Raw genomic sequence first — 17,580 nt, forward strand, 5'->3', positions numbered from 1 at the left:
ATTGCACCATGGACACAGCATTTCCAGACGCGCCGCAGGCGCGCATCGGCATCATCGGCGGCTCCGGCACCTACCGGCTCTCCGGCGCAACGGTCCTCGCCACCGTTGACGTCGATACCCCCTACGGGCCGCCCTCCGGGCCCGTGACGCTTGCCGACGTGGCCGGACGGACCGTAGCGTTCCTCCCCCGCCACGGCGGCGGACATTCGCTCCCGCCCCAGAAGATCAACTACCGCGCGAACCTCTGGGCACTCAAGAACCTCGGAGTCGAGGCGGTGCTCTCGTCCTCGGCCGTGGGCGGGCTGCGGGAAGGCTTCGGACCTGAGACTTTCGTCGTGACCGACCAACTGATCGACCGCACCTGGGGACGTGCCGACACATTCTTTGACGGCACGGTCGCCGACGGCGTCGCCCCCGCCGGCGTCCAGCACCTGCCGGCGTCCGAACCGTTTTGCCCGACTCTGCGTTCACACTTGGACACCGCTCTGGCGGCGCATCACCTTCCCTTCGCCCCGCAAGGAACGGTAGTGGTGATCAACGGACCGCGCTTTTCAACGAAGGCCGAGTCGCGGTGGTACGTGACCGGCGGTGCCGACATCATCAGCATGACCCAGTACCCCGAACCCGTTCTGGCCGCCGAATTGAACATGGGTTTCGCCAATCTGGCCTTCATCACCGATTCCGACACCGGACACGACGGTTCCGATCCGGTCACGGCCAACGCTGTCTTCTCGCGGCTCAAGGACGCTCAGAGGAATGTCCTGGCTGTCCTTGAAGCGACCGTCGCCGCGATCAGTGAAGACTACTCCGCCCGGCCGCTGATGGACCCGGAAGCCGTGCGCAGGATCATGGCGCTCCCCGCCGTCCGGGAAGCTGCGACCGTCTGATGAGACTCCTCGTCACCGGCGGCGCCGGCTTCATCGGTTCCCACATCGTCGAGGCAGCCCTGGCCCGGGGCTGGTCCGTGCGGGTCATGGACTCGTTGGACCCCGGCCTTCACCCCCAGCCGCCGGACTTTGACCCGCGGGTGGAGTTCGTGATCGGCGACGTCACGGACGCGGCCACGGTCGATTCAGCGTTGCAGGGCATCGACACTGTCTGCCACCAGAGCGCGAAGGTCGGGCTGGGGGTCAGCTTCGCGGACGCCCCGGACTACATCCGCAACAATGACTACGCCACGGCCATCCTGCTGGCCGCCATGGAGCGCCGCGGTATCACCCGCCTGGTCCTGGCCTCCTCGATGGTGGTCTACGGCGAGGGCGCATATACGGACTCTGAGACCGGTCTGATCGTCAGGCCGGGTCCCCGCGCCGAGGCCGACCTTCGCGCCGGCATCTACGATCCCCGCAACCCAGAGACAGGAGACGTCCTTGTCCCTGCGATGGTCACCGAGGAAGCGCCCCTGGATCCGCGGAACGTTTACGCGGCATCGAAAGTCAGCCAAGAGCACCTTGCCGCCGCGTGGGCACGAAGCACCAGCAGTGCGGCGGTCGCGCTGCGCTACCACAACGTCTACGGCCCGAGGATGCCCCGGGATACGCCCTACGCCGGTGTCGCTTCCCTGTTCCGCTCGGCCCTGGCCCGGGGTGAGGCGCCGCGGGTCTTCGAAGACGGCGCCCAGCGGCGCAGCTTCATTCACGTCCGGGATGTCGCCGCCGCGAACATCGCCGCAGTCGACTCGCTGTCCTCGGCAGGAAACGCTGGCTTTCGTGCTTATAACGTCGGCGCCGACGAGGTCCGCACGATCGGTGACGTGGCCGCGGCACTGAGTAGATTTAGCGCTGGTCCGGCCCCTATCGTGACCGGCCAGTACCGGCTGGGCGACGTCCGCCACGTCACCGCGTCCTCCGAGCGCATTAAGGCCGAACTCGGCTGGGCGCCGGCCGTGGGCTTTGACGAGGGCATGCGGGAATTCTCCGCCGCTCCCCTGCGCGGCGAACCAGGCTGACGCGTCCCAGCGGATAACAACAAGTGGTCATCGGCGCGGGCCGCAATGATGGGAATGTACGCCTGTCATGCGTCACTTATGATCCGCTGACGGGCGGTCTTCAATGCCGCCCGACGCCGTGGGCATGGAGTGCCTGCGCCGGCTGATGCCGCCGCACTTACGGGAACCGGTGTAACGGATTGGTTACGGTCTGTGCGGGACCAATCCGCGGTGGGGTTGTTGCCGAAGTACTCCTGACAGACAACAACCCGCCCCGCTGAAAATCAGCGGCCCGCACCACGGCCGCCACAACGGGGCAGGACCACCCAAATAACTTCAAGGAGTACCCCCATGAGCACCTCCATCAAGACCTTCGCCGGAATCGCCGCCGCCGGTTCCCTCATGTTCTCCCTGGCCGCCTGCAGCCCGGCGAGCAACACCTCCGCCGCCCCCACTTCCTCGTCGTCCTCCGCGTCCGCAGAAACGGCCAAGCGCTGCTGGCCTCCATCCCGGCCCTGACCGGGACCACCACCGCGGTCAAGCTCGACGCATCCTTCGCCAAGGCCCTGGAGACCCTCAAGCTCACCCCGGGCGTCATCGGCACCGCCGCACTCACCGACGGCTCCCTCGTCTTCCCGATCACCGGCGGCAAGGTCGACTACTACGACCCGTCCAAGGACTACCGCCCCTACGTCCAGGGCCTGATCAGCCACGCCGGCTCCGGCTTCTCCCTGACCGCCGGGGACACCAAGGTCGACCTCACCAACTTCACCATCGACCCGGGCACCTCCAAGCTCTACGGTGACGTCGCCGTCAACGGCACCGTCGCCGCGAAGCAGGCCTACATCTTCAACCTCGACGGCTCCACCCTCAAGCCCCTCGCGAAGGCCGGCGACACCGCGGTCCTGGAAGGCACCCGCGTACTGATCTCCGACACCGCCGCCGGCCTGCTGAACAAGACGTTCAAGACCGACGCCGTGAAGGCCGACATGCTCGTCGGCATCGCCAAGATCACCGTCAACACCAAATAACACCCAGGAAGTCCTGCCGGAGGCATGGTCTGCACCGGCTGGAAGTGCCGCGGCTCCCCCCAACCGGAGCGCCGCGGCACTTTTGTGTAACTCCGGCGGCAGGCTCATTGATGGCGCCGGGGCGGTATCGAAACCGTGGAAGGCTCGTGAATGGATCCGTCCCACAGAGACGACGCAGTGGTGCGGCCAGAGATGCCTAACGTCTATGAACACGTTGGACTGATGCGGCCCGGGAACCGCGCCCCGCTTGCGACCGCGGACCCTGCAGTCTGCCTAAAGCAGCACCTCCCGGCGCCTTGCGGTATTCCTGGATCTTCAAGCCCCCGCCTGACCCTAAACAGTGGTGTGATGTAAGAATGCAAAGACCCGACCCGCAGAGACTGACCGAGGCGCTGGCCACCAGGTTCGCCTCACCGACGCGGAGCACCCGGCTCACGGTCGTCCTGGGGCGTTGGCTCGGGGTGAGCTTCACCGTCTGTTTCCTGACCGGGCTGTTCAGCCACGGCCTGCAGAATCCGCCCTCCTGGATGTTCTTCCCCACCAGTCCTGTCTGGATCTACCAGCTGACGCAGGGAATCCATGTCACGGCCGGGATCGCCTCGATCCCGCTGCTTCTGGCCAAGCTCTGGTCCGTGTACCCGGAACTGCTCAAATGGCCGCCGCTAAAATCGGTCGCCCACGGCCTGGAGCGTGCCTCCATCGCCCTCTTCATCGCCGCCTCGCTGCTGCAGCTGACAACGGGGCTGATCAATACCTACAAGTGGTACCCGTGGCCGTTCCCGTTCCGCGAGACCCACTACTGGATGGCCTGGGTCATCTGGGGATCGCTGCTGCTGCATATCGCCGTGAAACTCCCGGCGATCATGGAGCACTGGCGCGCCCGCCCGAGGAACCGGCCGCAGGGGACTTCCGACGCCGGGACGGCCGCGCCCCGGACGCCGCTCCCCGCTTCGGTACCGGCTCCCGGGCGCTGGTCGCGGCGCGCCTTTCTGGCCGCTGTCGGCACGACCACCGGTGTTCTCGTGCTCAGCACCGCCGGGCAGTCGTTTGCCTGGCTCAGCCCCTTGAACCTCTTTGCGCCCCGGAAAATGGGCACCGGGCCGCAGTCCGTTCCGGTGAACCCGACCGCGGCACAGGCAAAAGTCGCCGACCTCGCCCTGACCGGCGACTGGTCCCTGACCGTCACCCACCACGGAACCAGCCGGACGTTCACCCTGGCCGAACTCCGGGCACTGCCGCAGTACGCTCAGGAGCTGCCCATCGCCTGCGTTGAGGGCTGGAGCCAGATGGCCCGGTGGCGTGGCGTGCGGATGATGGACCTGCTTGGTGCTGTCGGGGCACGGCCGGATTCGGCGCTGCGCGTGACCAGCCTTGAACCCGAGGGGGCGTACAGACTCATGTCCATGCCGGCGGAATACACCCGGGACGAGCGGACACTCGTGGCGCTTGAACTCAATGGCACCGTCCTGGACCTTGACCACGGCTATCCCGCGAGGATCATTGCCCCCGGACGTCCCGGGGTCCTTCAAACCAAATGGCTCCAGTCCGTGGAGGTACTGTGAACCAGCCCAAGGCAAACCCACCCGTCATGGCAGTCAGATCCGCGAAGACCGTCCCATCCGTCAGGGCAGTCAGGATAACCCTCGGCGTGGCAGGTGCCGGGCTCATCGGCTACGGCCTGCTAGGCCTCCCCACGCAACTGGGCCCCGCCCAGCTGGTAGGGCTGCTGACCTGGCTGGCCGTCGCCATCGTGCTGCATGACGGTGTCATTGTGCCACTGTCTACGCTGGCCGGTGCAGGACTGACCCGTTTGGGCTCCCGGTTGCGCCCCGCCTCCGCCGCGGTGCTGCGCGGGGCCCTCATGACAGGTGCCCTAGTCACCCTGATCACCGGAATCCTGCTGAAGGCGCAGTCCGAGGCCCGCAACACCAGCGTCCTGGAGGCCGACTACGCCGGGCGCCTCCTCTGGTTCTGGACGATTCTCGCCTTGGCCGCAGCGGCCGCGATCTACGCCTGCGAACGGTCCGGAAACGCAGGTCCAACCAATGCTGACAACCGTCAGATGACCCGGCCCTGAACGCGCTGCGCCGACGTCACCGTCCAGCCGTACGCCGAGACCCGGGCCATCAGCCCGCGGCGTCGACGTCCTCTTCCTGTTCCATTTCGACCAGCAGCGTCCCCCGCGGCGCGACCAGCTGCCGGCACCTGCCCACCAGCTGGCCAACGTTTCCGACGACACCGATATTGCCGTCAAGCAGCAGCGCCGACTGCCACAACCCGGACTGCGGAACGCCGGAAAACACGGATTGATGCAAGTCGCGGACTCCCGCTAAAGATCCTCCACGCTCAGATTCCCAGCCGGAAATCTGACCCCTGAACCAGACGATATCCCGGCCAGAACGGCCCACTTCGCCTTCAAGTGACATCGCCCCGGCACCCATCCGAACTCCAACAGCCTCCGAATAACCACCGGGATCACCAAACACCAACGGGACGGCGGGACGCGGCACATGGCCACACTCCCGGTCACCACACAATCCAGTTCCCCGGACGCACCAAACAGTCAGTCCCCCTTCCCGCGTAACCGCCCAAGGCCTCCGCCCGGGGTAACAGAACCCCATCCTGGCGGCAAACAATGACCGATGCTGACCGACCGGATGCACTGAGCGAAGACATCATCCAGGATCTGGCCTGCGGTCGGCTCCTGGACCTCGCCGAGCTGTATGCGGTGGGCGCCCTCGGCAGCCAGGGTGAATCCGCAGTCGATCAGTTTCTCCGATCCGCGCGCGCATCGCTGCGAGGCCAATTTTCCCTCCGAGTATTGCAAACGCGCGAAGCCCTGATGTTGACCTACGGATCCCTGGACGCTGAGCCCCCGCCAGATTTGCTCCGTGAAATCCTCGCCAAGCTACCAACCCCACATCCCGCCCCCTAACACCCACGGCGTGTCAAGCCGATCGAACGACGCCAACACCTGATCATCAACTTGGATCCGACCGTCGTGGAACGGCATCCCAGCGTCCCGCAAGCCGGTCCCCCACGGCAACATATCCACCGCACTCCGCCGGCGGCCACAATTCCATATCGAATCACCTTGAAATAGGTGTTGTTTCGATCGACAGAATCCCGCATAGCCTAAGCGCCACAGTTACACCCGTGACCGCGCACTTCATCGGGTACGCGAGACACTGGCCAAGGCAGAGCGGTTCACAACATCGGCGGCTGTTGTCGCGAGCCGGCAACGGTGCTCAACGCGTCGACCGCCTTCTGGATGGAGTCCGTCGATGGCGCGGATAGCGGAACATTCGGCTTTCGGCTGGCGAAGCTGCTGGACCGGAGGTTCGCCGCGGCCTCCTGCAGTGCACGGATGTCTGCCAGCTGGCGGAGAAATGAATCGAGCACTGCGTCGTCCGGCAATTGTTCGTCAGACATCTTCGACATTCGCATGAGGTTGAACTCCACCGATGTTCCCTGACCGCTGAAGTAGAAGAGGGATACGGTGCCCAGGCGGGTGTTGCCGTGCTCGAAGATCGTCAGGTTCCCCGCAGGATCGGCGTGCCCGTATAAAGGGCCCGCCAGCTACTTCAGCTACCCCGGTTCGCCCGCCGGGAAAAACATCGCCTGGGTCTACGGCACCGGCCTCTGGGATTCGGGCCCCATCCACGGCCTGATGTCCTTCTTCCAGGAACGCAGCGACCTGAATCTCGACGGCGTGACCCAGAAGCGCCCCATCACCCCTTGGTCCGGACGGGCGCTAACCCGTGGCAATAGATTCTTGCAACAAAGGGGCGTCCCGCTGAGCCGGGACGCCGGTCTTTACGTGATTCAGGTTCGGTCAGAGCTGGTATTCAGCCTGTACACCGAGGCTCTCGTGCACGCAGAGGACGTTGTTCTCCGTGTCCATGAACCAGGCGCATTTTTCCACATCTGTGGTGCAGATGTGGTTTTCCGTCTTGAGGTCCGGAAGATCATAGTCCTGGAACATGACGCCGTGGGCGCTCATTTCCTGGACTGTCTTTTCAATCTCCCTGACCTCAAAGCTCAGGGCGGTGTGCCCGGAATGCTTGCCATCCGTCACCGGCATCAACTGCAGCATCGGGCCGCCTTCGTTGCCGAATATATCGCTTCCATCGTTTGTCATACCGCGGTGCGGGAGCCCCAACGTGTCCGCATAAAAACCGCGGGCGCGCGCTGCATCATCGACTGGCAGGATGGTTGTGGCTGTATTCAATACAAGGGTCATTTCGCCACCTCCTACCCTGAAAATAATACGCCTGGGCGGCCCCGAAAGATCTAGCGAATTAATGTCGCCGAGGTGAGACTTCGCGCCCATGTTTTCCAAAAGTATGGGCGCGAAGTCTCACCTCGGCGGAGGGTTTGCGAACCCTACTTCTCCACGAGGGTCAGGACGTCGTAGGTGGCCACGATTTCGTCGTTCTGGTTGGTGAGCACGGCATCCCAGGATACTTCGCCGTATTCGTCGGTCTCGCGCGGCGTGATCTTCTTGGCCGTGAGCGTGACACGGATGGAATCGTCTACAGCCACCGGAGTGATGAAGCGCAGGTTTTCCAGGCCGTAGTTGGCCAGCACAGGCCCCGGCAAGGGCTCCACGAACAGGCCCGCGGCCCAGCTGAGCAGCAGGTACCCGTGCGCCACAATGCCAGGGAAGAACGGGTTGGCCTCCGCGGCTTCCTGGTTGGTGTGCGCGTAGAACGTATCGCCGGTGGAGTTGGCGAACGCCGTAATGTCCTCCAGCGAGACCTGGCGCAGCCCAGAGCGCACGGCGTCGCCGATCCGGAGGGTCTCCAAGGACTTACGGAACGGGTGCGTGGATTCGGTGTCCAGAGTGAAGTTGCGGTCCGCGCCGGCGTGCCAGACACCGGTCACCGCGGTCAGCATGTTGGGCGAGCCCTGGATGGCGGTGCGCTGCATGTGGTGCATCACTGAGCGGATGCCGCCCAGTTCCTCACCGCCGCCTGCGCGTCCCGGGCCGCCGTGGACCAGGTGCGGGACGGGTGAGCCGTGGCCGGTTGAGCTGCGGGCGTCCTCGCGGTTGAGCATCAGGACGCGGCCGTGGTGGGCTGCGATACCGGTCACCAGTTCGCGGGCCACGTCAGGATCGTTGGTGCACACCGAGGCCACGAGGGAGCCGCCACCGCGGGCGGCGAGGCGGACGGCGTCGGAAAGGTCCTTGTACCCGATCACCGAGGACACCGGGCCGAACGCCTCCAGCGAGTGGACCGTCTCCGCTTCCGCGTCGGCCCAGCTCAGCAGGACGGGAGACATAAAGGCTCCGCCGTCAACAACGCCCACTCCCCCGCCCAGGGAGGTGACCGACGGCCAATCGAGCGTGCCGTACGCCAGCTCGCCGCCGGCGTCGAGCATGGACTGCACAGCCGCGCGGACGTCGGCGAGCTGTTCCAGTGAGGCGAGCGCGCCCATGGTGACGCCTTCGGCACGGGGATCGCCGAGCACCACACGCTGGTCAACGCGGGCGCCGATGGCGGCGATGACAGCCGGCACCAGCTCCTGCGGAACAATGGCGCGGCGGATGGACGTGCACTTCTGGCCCGCCTTGGCCGTCATCTCGGTGACCACGGACTTGATGAAGGCGTCGAACTCCGGGGTGCCTTCCACGGCGTCCGGGCCCAGGATGGCCGCGTTGAGCGAGTCGGTTTCGGAAGTGAAACGCACGCCGCCCTGCACCACGTTCCGGTGCGATTTCAGCGACTGGGCGGTGGACGCCGAGCCGGTAAAGGCCACGAGGTCGCGGTAGTCGAGCTCGTCCAGCAACCCGCGGACGGAGCCGGAGATCAGCTGCAGCGAGCCCTTGGGCAGGATGTTGGACTCGATGATCGCTTTCACCACGGCGGCAGCCACGTAGCCCGTGGGAGTGGCGGGCTTCACGATCGTGGGAACACCGGCAATGAACGCGGGCGCCAGCTTCTCCAGCATGCCCCAGACCGGGAAGTTGAAGGCATTGATCTGCACGGCAACGCCAGGGATGCGGGTGTAGATGTGCTCGCCAGCGAAGGAGCCGTCCTTGGACAGCACCTCCATGGGCCCGTCCACCACCACCTGGGAGTTGGGCAGCTCGCGCCGGCCCTTGGATCCGAACGTGAACAGCACACCGATGCCGCCGTCGATGTCGATCATCGAATCGATCTTGGTGGCGCCGGTCTGCGCTGAGTAGGCGTAGAAGAGATCGCGGCGGGCATTGAGGTACTGTGCCAGCTCCTTGAGCTTGAGGGCACGCTGGTGGAACGTGAGTTTACCGAGTTCCGTCTGCCCCGTGGTGCGTCCGTAATGCACGACGGCGGCGAGGTCCAGGCCGTCTGTGCTCACTTTCACCAGGACTTCGCCGGTGCTCGCATCACGCACGGCAACGGCGGAAGCCGCCGCTCCGGCGTCGGGCGTCCACCAGGAATCCTGCACAAAACTGGGGACGGTCTCTACAGTGTCTACTGTGGCTACTGTTTCTCCGGTGGAGTTTGCTGTGCTGGTCATCGTTGACGGGTCCTTCCAACGCGGGGCTGAACTTCCGCGGCCAGCGCATTACTGACCGTCCGTTCGGTAATATGACTACAGTACATGAATGTGCCCAGCCGCACACTAGAAGTCCGGACATCTGACCGGCCGCCCACGAGGAGATCACATGACGTCCGAGCCACACGAGGCCAAGCTGCAGGCTGCCGGCACCACAGGGCTGTGGAAGATCACGCTCGGTGAACTCGACGAGAAAATGGGCGTGAAGATCGTGGAGGAATCCGTTCAGCGGGTGGTGGCCACCATGCCGGTGGAGGGAAACCGGCAGTCGTTCGGGCTGCTGCACGGCGGCGCGTCCCTGGCCGTGGGCGAGGCCGTTGGCTCCTGGGCCGCCGTGATCCACGCGAGCACCCTGGGCAAAACTGCCGTGGGCGTGGACGTTTCAGCCACGCACCACAGGTCCGCCCGCGAGGGACTGATCACCATCACGGCCACGCCAATTCACCTGGGCGGGACACTCACCACCCACGAAGTCCTGATCACCAACGACGCCGGCCAGCGCCTGTGCACCCTGCGGATCACCAACCTGCTGCTGGCCAACAAGAGCTAGACCTCTGAGCTAGACCGGGATTCTTACCGCTGTCCCGTCACAGGTGTAAGAATCCGCCTCGGTACTCGCACCTATTGGCGCTTCCGGCGCCTGAGAAACAGAATCGCCACGCCGCCAAGCAAAAGAGCGCCGCCGGCCATGCCGGCCATCGGAAGCAACGACGAAGCACCGGTGTCCGGGAGCTGGCCTGGTCCCTCTGCCGAATCGCCTGCGGGCAGAATCGCCGCCGGCCGCACCGGTGCCGGAGCATCGATGGTGAATGTGGCTGCCGAAGGTGCTGAGGTGACGCCGTCAACAGCCTGGGTGACGGACAGGATGTGCGCGCCGGCGATCATGCCCGACGGGAACGGGATGCTCCACTGTCCGCCAGCCACCAGAGCGAGCGGCGCCACAAAGCGCGGCACAGATCTGCCTCCGGTTCCGGTTCCCGCTCCGATTCCGCCGGCGGCTTGGCCCACAACTGCGCCGTCAATGGACACCGTAACCTCGGCACCCTCAACACCTGTTCCGGAGATCAGTGTTGGCAGCGCGTCCCGGCCGAAGTGCTGGCCCTCCCGGATGTCCGTCACGCCCGGAGCCGGAGGGATCACCGCAAAATTGGCGACCGCCGACGGGCTGTCTGCGACGCCTGGGGAAGTCTGCACGGCTGTAACCGACAGTTTGCCGTACGCCAGTTTCCCGGCCACCGGGACGGTCCAGCGGCCGTCGGGCCCCACGACGGCGGAACCCGTCGCGCTGCCTGAGAGCACTACCGTGTCGCCCGCAGTGCCGGTCCCCTCGATGCGGTCCACGGCGGCAGCTACCGCGCCCTCAGCGGGCATGGTCACCACCGGTGCGGCAAGCGGGCTGGCGTTCATGGTGAAGGAGACAGCTCCGGAGCGGCTGAATCCGTTGACAGTCTCGGCTGAGAAGGTCAGCGGCCCGGTTGAAAGGGGTGCCTTGAAGGACCACTGCCCGGCGGGATCCACCGGGACGTCCAGCGGCGACTGGCCGGCAACAGTGATCCGCACTGCGGAGTTCGCCGCAACGGCCGAGGCGGGGGCCGCCGCAACGCCTCCCCTGATGAGTTCGCCGGCCGCGACGGTCCCGCCATTGGCCGGGGCCGTCAGCTCGGGTTTGTTCAGGAAGAGCTGTAACTGCACCCCGCCCGGCATGTGGGTTACTGCGTCATCCAGAGTGGTGGCGATGGCAAAGTTCTTTACAGGTTCACCGGGTGCCGGTGCAGCGTCCCCGGCGGAGTGGGTCCCCACCGCGAAGTTACCGCTGATCCAGGGGCCGCCGGAGTCGCCGGGGCTGGACTGGACATCGTAGGAGAGGAAGCCCCTAAAAGCGCGCAAATTACACGGGTTGAGGGCCGTGCCATTCGTCTCCACACAGCTCGTCCCGGGAGTGGGCTTGCCTGCGACGACGTAGATGGCTGTTTCTGCGACCGTGCCGCAGGACCAGCCGGCTGTGCGCCCGGACCGGCAGACGGCCTGGCCCTGGAACGGTGTTGTGGTGCCGATGATCTTCACGGCGGTGGCGCCCAGGTTGGCGGGGTCATCCCACTTCGTGACGGCTGGCCGGATGTTGACGCCGGGCTGGAGCGACCGGATCACGGCGATGTCGGTGCCTACGTTGTTCGGGCTGTTTTCACTCCCCGTGATGGGCGAGTTGTTGGGGCCGCCGAACTGACTGAATCCGAATGTTCCCAGCAGACCCGCCCGCGGACCGAATGCGCGCGGTTTCCGAGTGGCTGCCTCCGACCCCGAGGGCTGCTCAATCTCTGTGACGTGGGCAGCACCGTCGTCGGTGCAGTGTCCGGCCGTCAGTACTATGGGTTCGCCGGTTGCACCGTACGCGCCGAAGCCCGCCGAACAGATGATGGATTGATCGGTGTAGAAGCCCTGGCCGCCAAAAAAGTCCCCTTCAGTCTTGACCGGGGTGCCCTGTTCCAGCCTGACATTCGCGTAGCGGGCAACGAACTCTGCCGGTGAGGGCTTCGGTTTCTCCACGCTTATGGCTGCGTCGCGTTGCCCGGCCAGGGGAACCTCAACACTGCTGGCTTCGGCCGCGTTGGTGCCGCCCGTGCGGATGACAAAACGTCCATCGGCGTAGCTCACGGCCTGCAGTCCGGCCGCGCCCACATCCTGGACATAGGCCTGAAAGAGCTGATCGATGCTGTCCGCCACAAGGTCCCGGGGTGCGGACACTGCCGGAGCAGCTGGGGGAACCCGGGCGGCGGGCGCATTCGCCACGGTGACCGGGGCGGCAACCGGCGGTGCCGTCAGCACAAAGTCAGCGGTGCCTGCGGCCTTGTTCAATTCGTCCACCCGAGCCTTCAGCCCGGTGCCGCTTCCTTCGACGAAGATTTTCCCGTCCGCGAGCCTGATCCCCAGATAGCCGGGCAGCGTCCGCAAGGAGGCAACGGCGTCGGCCGCCCTTTTACCCAATGCGCCCGCGGCGTTGAATTCCTCGAGCGTCAGGCCAAGATCGCGCCGCACGGCATCCGCGAGGCCGGCGTCACTGATGCCGTTCGGAAGTGCCGCCTCAGGAGCAGGAGCCACGGGCGCGGGCGCGGCCACAGGAGCAGGAGCCACAGGAGCGGGCGCCGCCGGCGCGGGCGCCGCGGGGTCGGCGGAGGCAGGGACGGCAGCAAACGTCGCTGCGAGCGCCATGGTGACCGCCACCCCGAGGGTCAGCGCCCTGCGCGCAGTCCGGCTCCGAAAGATTGCCGAATGCTCCATAAGATCTCCCCCGGAAGAACGTCTGTTATCACTGAGACCATAATTGAAAAACCTATTCATCGGGGCCGCCGCGCCCAGACAAATACGCGGCCACTATCGCCCCGATACACAATACGGCTCCAGAGATTATCAGGACGATCTGGCCAGGCTGCCACTCGCCGTCGACCCGTTCCGTCGCCCGGGCCGAAGTTCTCCTCCGACCTGCCGATGTCCGAGTCCACAACTGCCCACAGCGGTCCGGCAAGCAGCAGCACCACACCGGAAATGGCCATGGAGGCCGCCAGATACCGTGCGGTCTTCAACCTCTCACCCGGTTCACAGCGTCAACCAGTTCACAGCGCACCTGTTTCATCGCGACACCCTGGCCCCGAGGACAGACAGTATTGCTTCCAGCTCTGCCTCGGTGACTCCGTTGCGCAGGAGAAAACGCGGGGTGTCCAGCTGCCGGGCAAACTCCACCACGCTGGCGCCGCAGCTCTCAAGCAGCGGGGCCAGGGCGGCCTCGTCCAGATACCGTTCGTGCACATGGGGTGCACCGTGCGCTCGATGACGGTCATTGATGCCCCGCATGGCCCACTGGTAGCCCTGCGTAATGGCGCGGTCGCTGTGCCCGGCCAGATCCTGAAGCATCGCAGCAATCATCCCGCTGCGGTCCCGGCCTGCCGAACAATGAATCACTACTCCGGCCGGCGCGGCCGCAATCGCTTGAAACACGGCGGCAAGTTTTTCCGGAAACAAACGGGCAATCTCCGCATAGTAGGAGGGGTTGTTCAGGTATGGAACGCAGAGGGCCTTGAACTCCGGGTTCCCTGGATCCTCAGTGGGGGCCAGCACGACGTCGAACGCGGCCATGGTCTCCAAACTCACCTGTGGATCGGCGTCCCGGCGCCGCATTTCAACAGCGTTGCGAAGATCGATCACTGTGCGGACGCCGTCGTCGTACGCCGCTTTCCAGCCGGCCTCGGTGACCCACTCACGGCGGCCCATCCGGTACACGGCGCCGGCCACGCGCCACGCGTTCACGGCCCCGTCCCAGTTCACCGCCCCGCCAGATTTCTCCACTCCGACAGCTAACCACAAAGCACCGAGTACCGGCACGCCCCAATGCAGGTATTCCGGCCGCTATCCCGCAGGAAAAAAACGAGTACTTGCTGCCCGGTTGACCGGGCAGGAGCGGGCGTAGTGTGAGCACATGAATGCCATGTTCAGCCATGGTGCCCACGTGGTCGCGGGTACTCGCGCCGCTGGTCCGGCTACTACCAGGCCTTCGTCAACGACGGCCTGCTTCCGCGGCGCTGGCAGCCGCCCAATACCTGCTCTTCCGCACAACAGCCACTCACATTAGGGGAAAAACATGGCAACTTTGACAGTACGACGGCGGCGCCCGGCTCTTGCGGCCGGCCTCGCCACGATGGCAATGGCTTTGGGGTTTGCGGCAATCCCTGCCGAGGCTGCGCCTCCTCCCAAGGTCAGCTATGTGGCGGTGGGCGACTCCTACACCGCGGGGACGGGTGCGGGCGCTGCGGTGAGGCCCGCCAACACGCCGTGCTGGCAGAGCCACCCCGGCTATGTTGACGATGTTGGTGCCACCGGCCGGGTGAATTTGGTGGCCAACGGGGCGTGCCATGGAGCTGCGCTGTCCACAGCGAGTCCAGCGTACGACGGCGTCACCCCAACTGTGGCTGCACAGATTGGTGGCCTTGCCTTTGCCGGTGCCCTCTCGCCACAGACCGGCCTGGTCAGCATCACCGCTGGCGCCAACGACGTAGGTGTCTACAACGTCCTCTTCCTCTGTGCGCAGTACGATCAGACAGTTTGCAGCGCCGCCGTAAATGCTTCAGCCGCGGCGCTGCCGGCCCTTGGTTCGGGACTGGCGCAGACATACGCGGGCATCCACGGTGTGGCACCCAACGCGAAGATCGCGGTCCTGGGCTACCCGCGCCTCTTCGATCCGATCAACGGGATCCCGGCGGTCCCGGCCGCCAACCAAACACTCGTCAATCAGGCCACCGATACCCTGAACGCAACCATTGCCGCTGCCGTGGCCGGAGCCAACCTCAGCTACGGGGCGAACGCGCAGTACGTTGATGTCAGCGGGAGATTCACCGGCCACGCTGCGAACTCGCTTGATCCGTGGATCGTTCTCGACACCAGCAATCCGTTCGCGGACTACAACTTCCACCCGAACGTCACAGGCCACTCGCTGGGCTACGCGGCAGCGCTGATGAGTGCGGTGAAGCCGTCGCAGTTGGCAAAACTGTAAGTCTGGTCCGCAGTTCTTTCCTGCCGAAGTTCTTCCCGCAACGCCAGGCAGCCTGCCTGGCGTTGCCAGACTAGCGCTGCTTGGCCAGCCTGAATTCCAGGCCGCTGCGGACCATCGGCCACTCGTGCTCCAGGATCGAGAACACCACGGTGTCCCGGAGCACGCCGTCCTTGGTCCGCGTGTGGCTGCGCAGCACGCCGTCCTGCTTGGCACCCAGCCGGGCGATCGCCTCACGCGACTGGTGGTTGAGCCAGTGGGTGCGGAACTCGACGGCGGGGCAGCCCAGGGTTTCAAAGGCGTGCTTCAGGAGCAGCAGCTTGGAATCCGGGTTGCTGCCGCTGCTGTGCGAAGAAGCCGCATTCCAGGTGGAGCCGATCTCCAGCCGGGGCGTCCCGGCGTCGATGTTCATGTACGTGGTCATCCCGACCACCCTTCCCGGGCCGCCGGTGGCGGGATCGATCAGCCGCGAGGTGAATGGCAGCATGGAGCCCCGTTCCTGAAGCTCGAGCCGCCGGTCAATCTCCGCCGCCATGTCTTCCGGCGTGGGCACGCTGGTGTAGCAGAGCTTCCAGAGCTCGCCGTCTTTGACGGCTTCCACCAGGCCATCGTGGTGGGCCTGGCTCAATGGTTCCAGCGTCACGTATTTTCCGGTCAGGGTGATGGGTTCAATTGATGTCACGGCACCATGGTAGCCCTGATCCCCCTGCACCTGTTCGGGGCTCAAAGCCGGGCAATAGCCCCGCCGCGGGACACAGTATCGGAGTGCGTGAACTCCGCCAGCACGCCTCAAGCGTTCTTGAACAGGTCCTGAGAACGGGAGAAAGCATCACGATTACCAACCACGGCAAGCCCCACGCCGTCCTTCACCCCATCACCGCCGATTTCTCCTGGCATGATCAGTTGGTTGCCGATGGCCGCCTGGTTCCAGCTACTGCCAATTGGCGGGATATCGCACCAATGGCCTTGCCGGACGGCTCTCCGACACCAGCAGAGCTTCTGGAACAGAGCAGAACACCTGTGATCTATGCAGACACTTCTGCGCTTTTCAAACTCATGGTCCTGGAACCCGAGTCTGGCGCGCTCAGGGAATATCTTGAAGCCGCTGGCGCCGACACACTGTGACGTCGCAGATCGGCGTAGTGGAGTTGCTCCGCAACGCGCGGCGGCTTAGCCCGATGGCTGCGGCCGGAGCCCAAAGGCTGATTCCGGGCTTGCCTAGGTGTATTGACCACGGACGTTAGGAACGCTCGGCGTGGTTAGGTGACAAAAAGAAGACCTCCGGGTGGAGTGGGGCTTGTCGAGAGTCCGATCCACAAGGAGGTCTTCAATGTCCCATGCTAATGCGCTCCTCACGCCTAAGGGCAGGCTCCGGCTGGCCCAGTGCGTCGTGGAGGACGGGTGGCCGCTGCGGCGGGCGGCTGAGCGGTTCCAGGTCTCGGTGACGACCGCGGCGCGGTGGGCTGGCCGCTACCGGGAGCGCGGCGAGCACGGGATGGAGGACCGGTCGAGCCGGCCCGTCAGCTCCCCGGGCCGGACGTCCGTGCGGCGGGAGCGGCGGATCGTCGCGCTCAGAGTGAACCGCCGGTGGGGCCCTGCCCGGATCGGTTACCTGCTGGGTATCCACCCCTCCACGGTGCACCGGGTCCTCTCCAGGTTCGGACTGGCAAGGCTGTCGTGGCTGGACCGGGCCACGGGGAGGGTAATCCGCCGCTACGAGCACCAGAACCCCGGAGACCTTGTCCACGTGGACATCAAGAAACTCGGACGTATCCCGGACGGCGGCGGACACCGCACGGTGGGCAGGGCATCCGGCAACCGGAACAAGACCGGCACGGCGGCGAACCGGAGACCGGGCTACGCCTTCCTGCACAACGCGGTCGATGATCATTCCCGGCTGGCCTACACCGAGATCCTCGCCGATGAGAAAAAGGACACCGCGGCCGGGTTCTGGGAACGCGCCAACGCCTACTTCGAATCCTGCGGAATCGTGGTCAAACGGGTCCTGACGGACAACGGCTCCTGCTACCGCTCCTACGCATTCAAAGACGCCCTGGGCCCGGCTATCAAGCACAAGCGCACCCGGCCCTACAGGCCCCAGACCAACGGCAAAGTCGAGCGCTACAACCGCACCATGCTCGATGAGTGGGCTTACGCAAAACCCTATGGATCAGAGGCCGAGCGTGTTGATTCTTTCGCCGACTGGCTCCATCACTACAATCATCACCGAGGCCACACCTCACTCAAAGGTCAGCCACCGGTCACCCGCGTCACTAACCTCTCAGGTCAATACACCTAGGCTCCATTAAACGCGGACATAGTGATGCTGGCAGCTGAACTTCAACCACCCCAGCTGCGTACCCTCGACGCACTCCACGTTGCCACGGCCTTGACGCTGAAGGCAACGATGGTTGTCAGCTACGATCAGCGCATGCTTGATGCCTGCCGGACCTACGGGCTCGCTACAGCAAGCCCGGGCCGGTCCGCGTAACAGTAACGGAATGAACGCTTCCGGCCGGCGTCGAGCAGCCCCGAGTCCG

General features: G+C 65.2%; 17 protein-coding genes and 2 pseudogenes. 11 read left to right on the forward strand and 8 right to left on the reverse strand.

Annotation, left to right across the window (positions count from 1 at the left end):
• Positions 1–8: 8 nt before the first annotated feature.
• Both ACQCST_RS16380 and ACQCST_RS16385 read left to right on the forward strand, forming a co-directional pair.
• Positions 9–887 (forward strand): MTAP family purine nucleoside phosphorylase, encoded by an 879-nt coding sequence (locus tag ACQCST_RS16380; protein ID WP_426996788.1) that lies wholly within the window; start codon positions 9–11, stop codon positions 885–887.
• The gene (locus tag ACQCST_RS16385; RefSeq protein WP_426996789.1) at positions 887–1,948 is read left to right on the forward strand and encodes an NAD-dependent epimerase/dehydratase family protein; all 1,062 of its coding nucleotides are present in this window, start codon (positions 887–889) and stop codon (positions 1,946–1,948) included. Before ACQCST_RS16380 ends, ACQCST_RS16385 begins: the two co-directional genes overlap by 1 nt.
• Positions 1,949–2,211: 263 nt before the next feature.
• Here ACQCST_RS16385 and ACQCST_RS16390 read toward each other — a convergent pair whose 3' ends face one another.
• Positions 2,212–2,961, reverse strand: a complete 750-nt coding sequence (locus ACQCST_RS16390; protein ID WP_426996790.1) for a hypothetical protein — start codon at positions 2,959–2,961, stop codon at positions 2,212–2,214.
• Positions 2,962–3,314: 353 nt separating this feature from the next.
• On the opposite strand from ACQCST_RS16390, the gene ACQCST_RS16395 reads away from it, so the two are divergent.
• Together ACQCST_RS16395 and ACQCST_RS16400 are read left to right on the forward strand one after the other, a co-directional pair.
• The gene (locus ACQCST_RS16395) at positions 3,315–4,520 is read left to right on the forward strand and encodes a molybdopterin-dependent oxidoreductase (protein WP_426996791.1); all 1,206 of its coding nucleotides are present in this window, start codon (positions 3,315–3,317) and stop codon (positions 4,518–4,520) included.
• Positions 4,521–4,546: 26 nt separating this feature from the next.
• Positions 4,547–5,035, forward strand: coding sequence for a hypothetical protein (locus ACQCST_RS16400; protein ID WP_426996792.1), 489 nt, complete (start codon positions 4,547–4,549; stop codon positions 5,033–5,035).
• A gap of 49 nt (positions 5,036–5,084) precedes the next feature.
• Here ACQCST_RS16400 and ACQCST_RS16405 read toward each other — a convergent pair whose 3' ends face one another.
• Complete coding sequence (locus tag ACQCST_RS16405; protein ID WP_426996793.1) at positions 5,085–5,273, reverse strand: hypothetical protein; 189 nt, start codon at positions 5,271–5,273, stop codon at positions 5,085–5,087.
• 320 nt (positions 5,274–5,593) lie between these two features.
• Between ACQCST_RS16405 and ACQCST_RS16410 the strand changes: the two genes are divergently transcribed.
• On the forward strand, positions 5,594–5,893 hold the full coding sequence (locus ACQCST_RS16410; protein ID WP_426996794.1) for an RskA family anti-sigma factor: 300 nt from the start codon (positions 5,594–5,596) through the stop codon (positions 5,891–5,893).
• Positions 5,894–6,165: 272 nt separating this feature from the next.
• Here the strand turns inward: ACQCST_RS16410 and ACQCST_RS16415 are convergent, their stop codons facing one another.
• Positions 6,166–6,399 (reverse strand): hypothetical protein, encoded by a 234-nt coding sequence (locus tag ACQCST_RS16415; protein ID WP_426996795.1) that lies wholly within the window; start codon positions 6,397–6,399, stop codon positions 6,166–6,168.
• Between the two features lie 70 nt (positions 6,400–6,469).
• Here ACQCST_RS16415 and ACQCST_RS16420 point away from each other — a divergent pair.
• A pseudogene (locus ACQCST_RS16420) lies at positions 6,470–6,631 on the forward strand (DUF427 domain-containing protein); the annotation flags it as partial.
• Between the two features lie 162 nt (positions 6,632–6,793).
• On the opposite strand, the gene ACQCST_RS16425 reads toward ACQCST_RS16420, so the two are convergent.
• Positions 6,794–7,201 (reverse strand): VOC family protein, encoded by a 408-nt coding sequence (locus ACQCST_RS16425; RefSeq protein ID WP_426996796.1) that lies wholly within the window; start codon positions 7,199–7,201, stop codon positions 6,794–6,796.
• 143 nt (positions 7,202–7,344) lie between these two features.
• Positions 7,345–9,465 (reverse strand): phenylacetic acid degradation bifunctional protein PaaZ, encoded by a 2,121-nt coding sequence (paaZ, locus tag ACQCST_RS16430; protein WP_426996797.1) that lies wholly within the window; start codon positions 9,463–9,465, stop codon positions 7,345–7,347.
• A gap of 148 nt (positions 9,466–9,613) precedes the next feature.
• On the opposite strand from paaZ, the gene ACQCST_RS16435 reads away from it, so the two are divergent.
• Positions 9,614–10,054: a PaaI family thioesterase gene (locus ACQCST_RS16435; protein ID WP_426996798.1), complete on the forward strand. Its 441-nt coding sequence runs from the start codon at positions 9,614–9,616 to the stop codon at positions 10,052–10,054.
• 71 nt (positions 10,055–10,125) lie between these two features.
• Here the strand turns inward: ACQCST_RS16435 and ACQCST_RS16440 are convergent, their stop codons facing one another.
• A complete protein-coding gene (locus ACQCST_RS16440; RefSeq protein ID WP_426996799.1) occupies positions 10,126–12,780 on the reverse strand; it encodes a trypsin-like serine protease in 2,655 nt (884 codons plus the stop codon).
• Positions 12,781–13,128: 348 nt separating this feature from the next.
• A complete protein-coding gene (locus tag ACQCST_RS16445) occupies positions 13,129–13,821 on the reverse strand; it encodes a tyrosine-protein phosphatase (protein WP_426996800.1) in 693 nt (230 codons plus the stop codon).
• Positions 13,822–14,134: 313 nt separating this feature from the next.
• On the opposite strand from ACQCST_RS16445, the gene ACQCST_RS16450 reads away from it, so the two are divergent.
• Positions 14,135–15,043: an SGNH/GDSL hydrolase family protein gene (locus ACQCST_RS16450; protein ID WP_426996801.1), complete on the forward strand. Its 909-nt coding sequence runs from the start codon at positions 14,135–14,137 to the stop codon at positions 15,041–15,043.
• A gap of 70 nt (positions 15,044–15,113) precedes the next feature.
• On the opposite strand, the gene ACQCST_RS16455 is transcribed toward ACQCST_RS16450, so the two are convergent.
• Entirely contained in the window at positions 15,114–15,722 is a 609-nt protein-coding gene (locus tag ACQCST_RS16455) for a GNAT family N-acetyltransferase (RefSeq protein WP_426996802.1), read from the reverse strand.
• An 83-nt stretch (positions 15,723–15,805) separates the two neighbouring features.
• On the opposite strand from ACQCST_RS16455, the gene ACQCST_RS16460 reads away from it, so the two are divergent.
• From ACQCST_RS16460 to ACQCST_RS16470, 3 genes and pseudogenes are all read left to right on the forward strand, one after another.
• Positions 15,806–16,165, forward strand: a complete 360-nt coding sequence (locus ACQCST_RS16460; protein ID WP_426996803.1) for a type II toxin-antitoxin system prevent-host-death family antitoxin — start codon at positions 15,806–15,808, stop codon at positions 16,163–16,165.
• 205 nt (positions 16,166–16,370) lie between these two features.
• Positions 16,371–17,339, forward strand: a complete 969-nt coding sequence (locus tag ACQCST_RS16465; protein ID WP_426996053.1) for an IS481 family transposase — start codon at positions 16,371–16,373, stop codon at positions 17,337–17,339.
• 15 nt (positions 17,340–17,354) lie between these two features.
• Positions 17,355–17,531: pseudogene (locus ACQCST_RS16470) on the forward strand (PIN domain-containing protein); the annotation flags it as partial.
• Between the last annotated feature and the right edge of the window lie 49 nt (positions 17,532–17,580).

Source organism: Pseudarthrobacter sp. N5, from assembly GCF_050157035.1.
Taxonomy (GTDB): domain Bacteria; phylum Actinomycetota; class Actinomycetes; order Actinomycetales; family Micrococcaceae; genus Arthrobacter.

What these genes read in the sequence shown, in the direction of transcription:
- ACQCST_RS16380 (WP_426996788.1), top strand. Translation starts at nt 9, where the DNA reads ATGGACACAGCATTTCCAGACGCGCCGCAGGCGCGCATCGGCATCATC.
- ACQCST_RS16385 (WP_426996789.1), top strand. Translation starts at nt 887, where the DNA reads ATGAGACTCCTCGTCACCGGCGGCGCCGGCTTCATCGGTTCCCACATC.
- ACQCST_RS16395 (WP_426996791.1), top strand. Translation starts at nt 3,315, where the DNA reads ATGCAAAGACCCGACCCGCAGAGACTGACCGAGGCGCTGGCCACCAGG.
- ACQCST_RS16400 (WP_426996792.1), top strand. Translation starts at nt 4,547, where the DNA reads ATGGCAGTCAGATCCGCGAAGACCGTCCCATCCGTCAGGGCAGTCAGG.
- ACQCST_RS16410 (WP_426996794.1), top strand. Translation starts at nt 5,594, where the DNA reads ATGACCGATGCTGACCGACCGGATGCACTGAGCGAAGACATCATCCAG.
- ACQCST_RS16415 (WP_426996795.1), bottom strand. Translation starts at nt 6,399, where the DNA reads ATGTCGAAGATGTCTGACGAACAATTGCCGGACGACGCAGTGCTCGAT.
- ACQCST_RS16425 (WP_426996796.1), bottom strand. Translation starts at nt 7,201, where the DNA reads ATGACCCTTGTATTGAATACAGCCACAACCATCCTGCCAGTCGATGAT.
- paaZ (WP_426996797.1), bottom strand. Translation starts at nt 9,465, where the DNA reads ATGACCAGCACAGCAAACTCCACCGGAGAAACAGTAGCCACAGTAGAC.
- ACQCST_RS16435 (WP_426996798.1), top strand. Translation starts at nt 9,614, where the DNA reads ATGACGTCCGAGCCACACGAGGCCAAGCTGCAGGCTGCCGGCACCACA.
- ACQCST_RS16440 (WP_426996799.1), bottom strand. Translation starts at nt 12,780, where the DNA reads ATGGAGCATTCGGCAATCTTTCGGAGCCGGACTGCGCGCAGGGCGCTG.
- ACQCST_RS16450 (WP_426996801.1), top strand. Translation starts at nt 14,135, where the DNA reads ATGGCAACTTTGACAGTACGACGGCGGCGCCCGGCTCTTGCGGCCGGC.
- ACQCST_RS16465 (WP_426996053.1), top strand. Translation starts at nt 16,371, where the DNA reads ATGTCCCATGCTAATGCGCTCCTCACGCCTAAGGGCAGGCTCCGGCTG.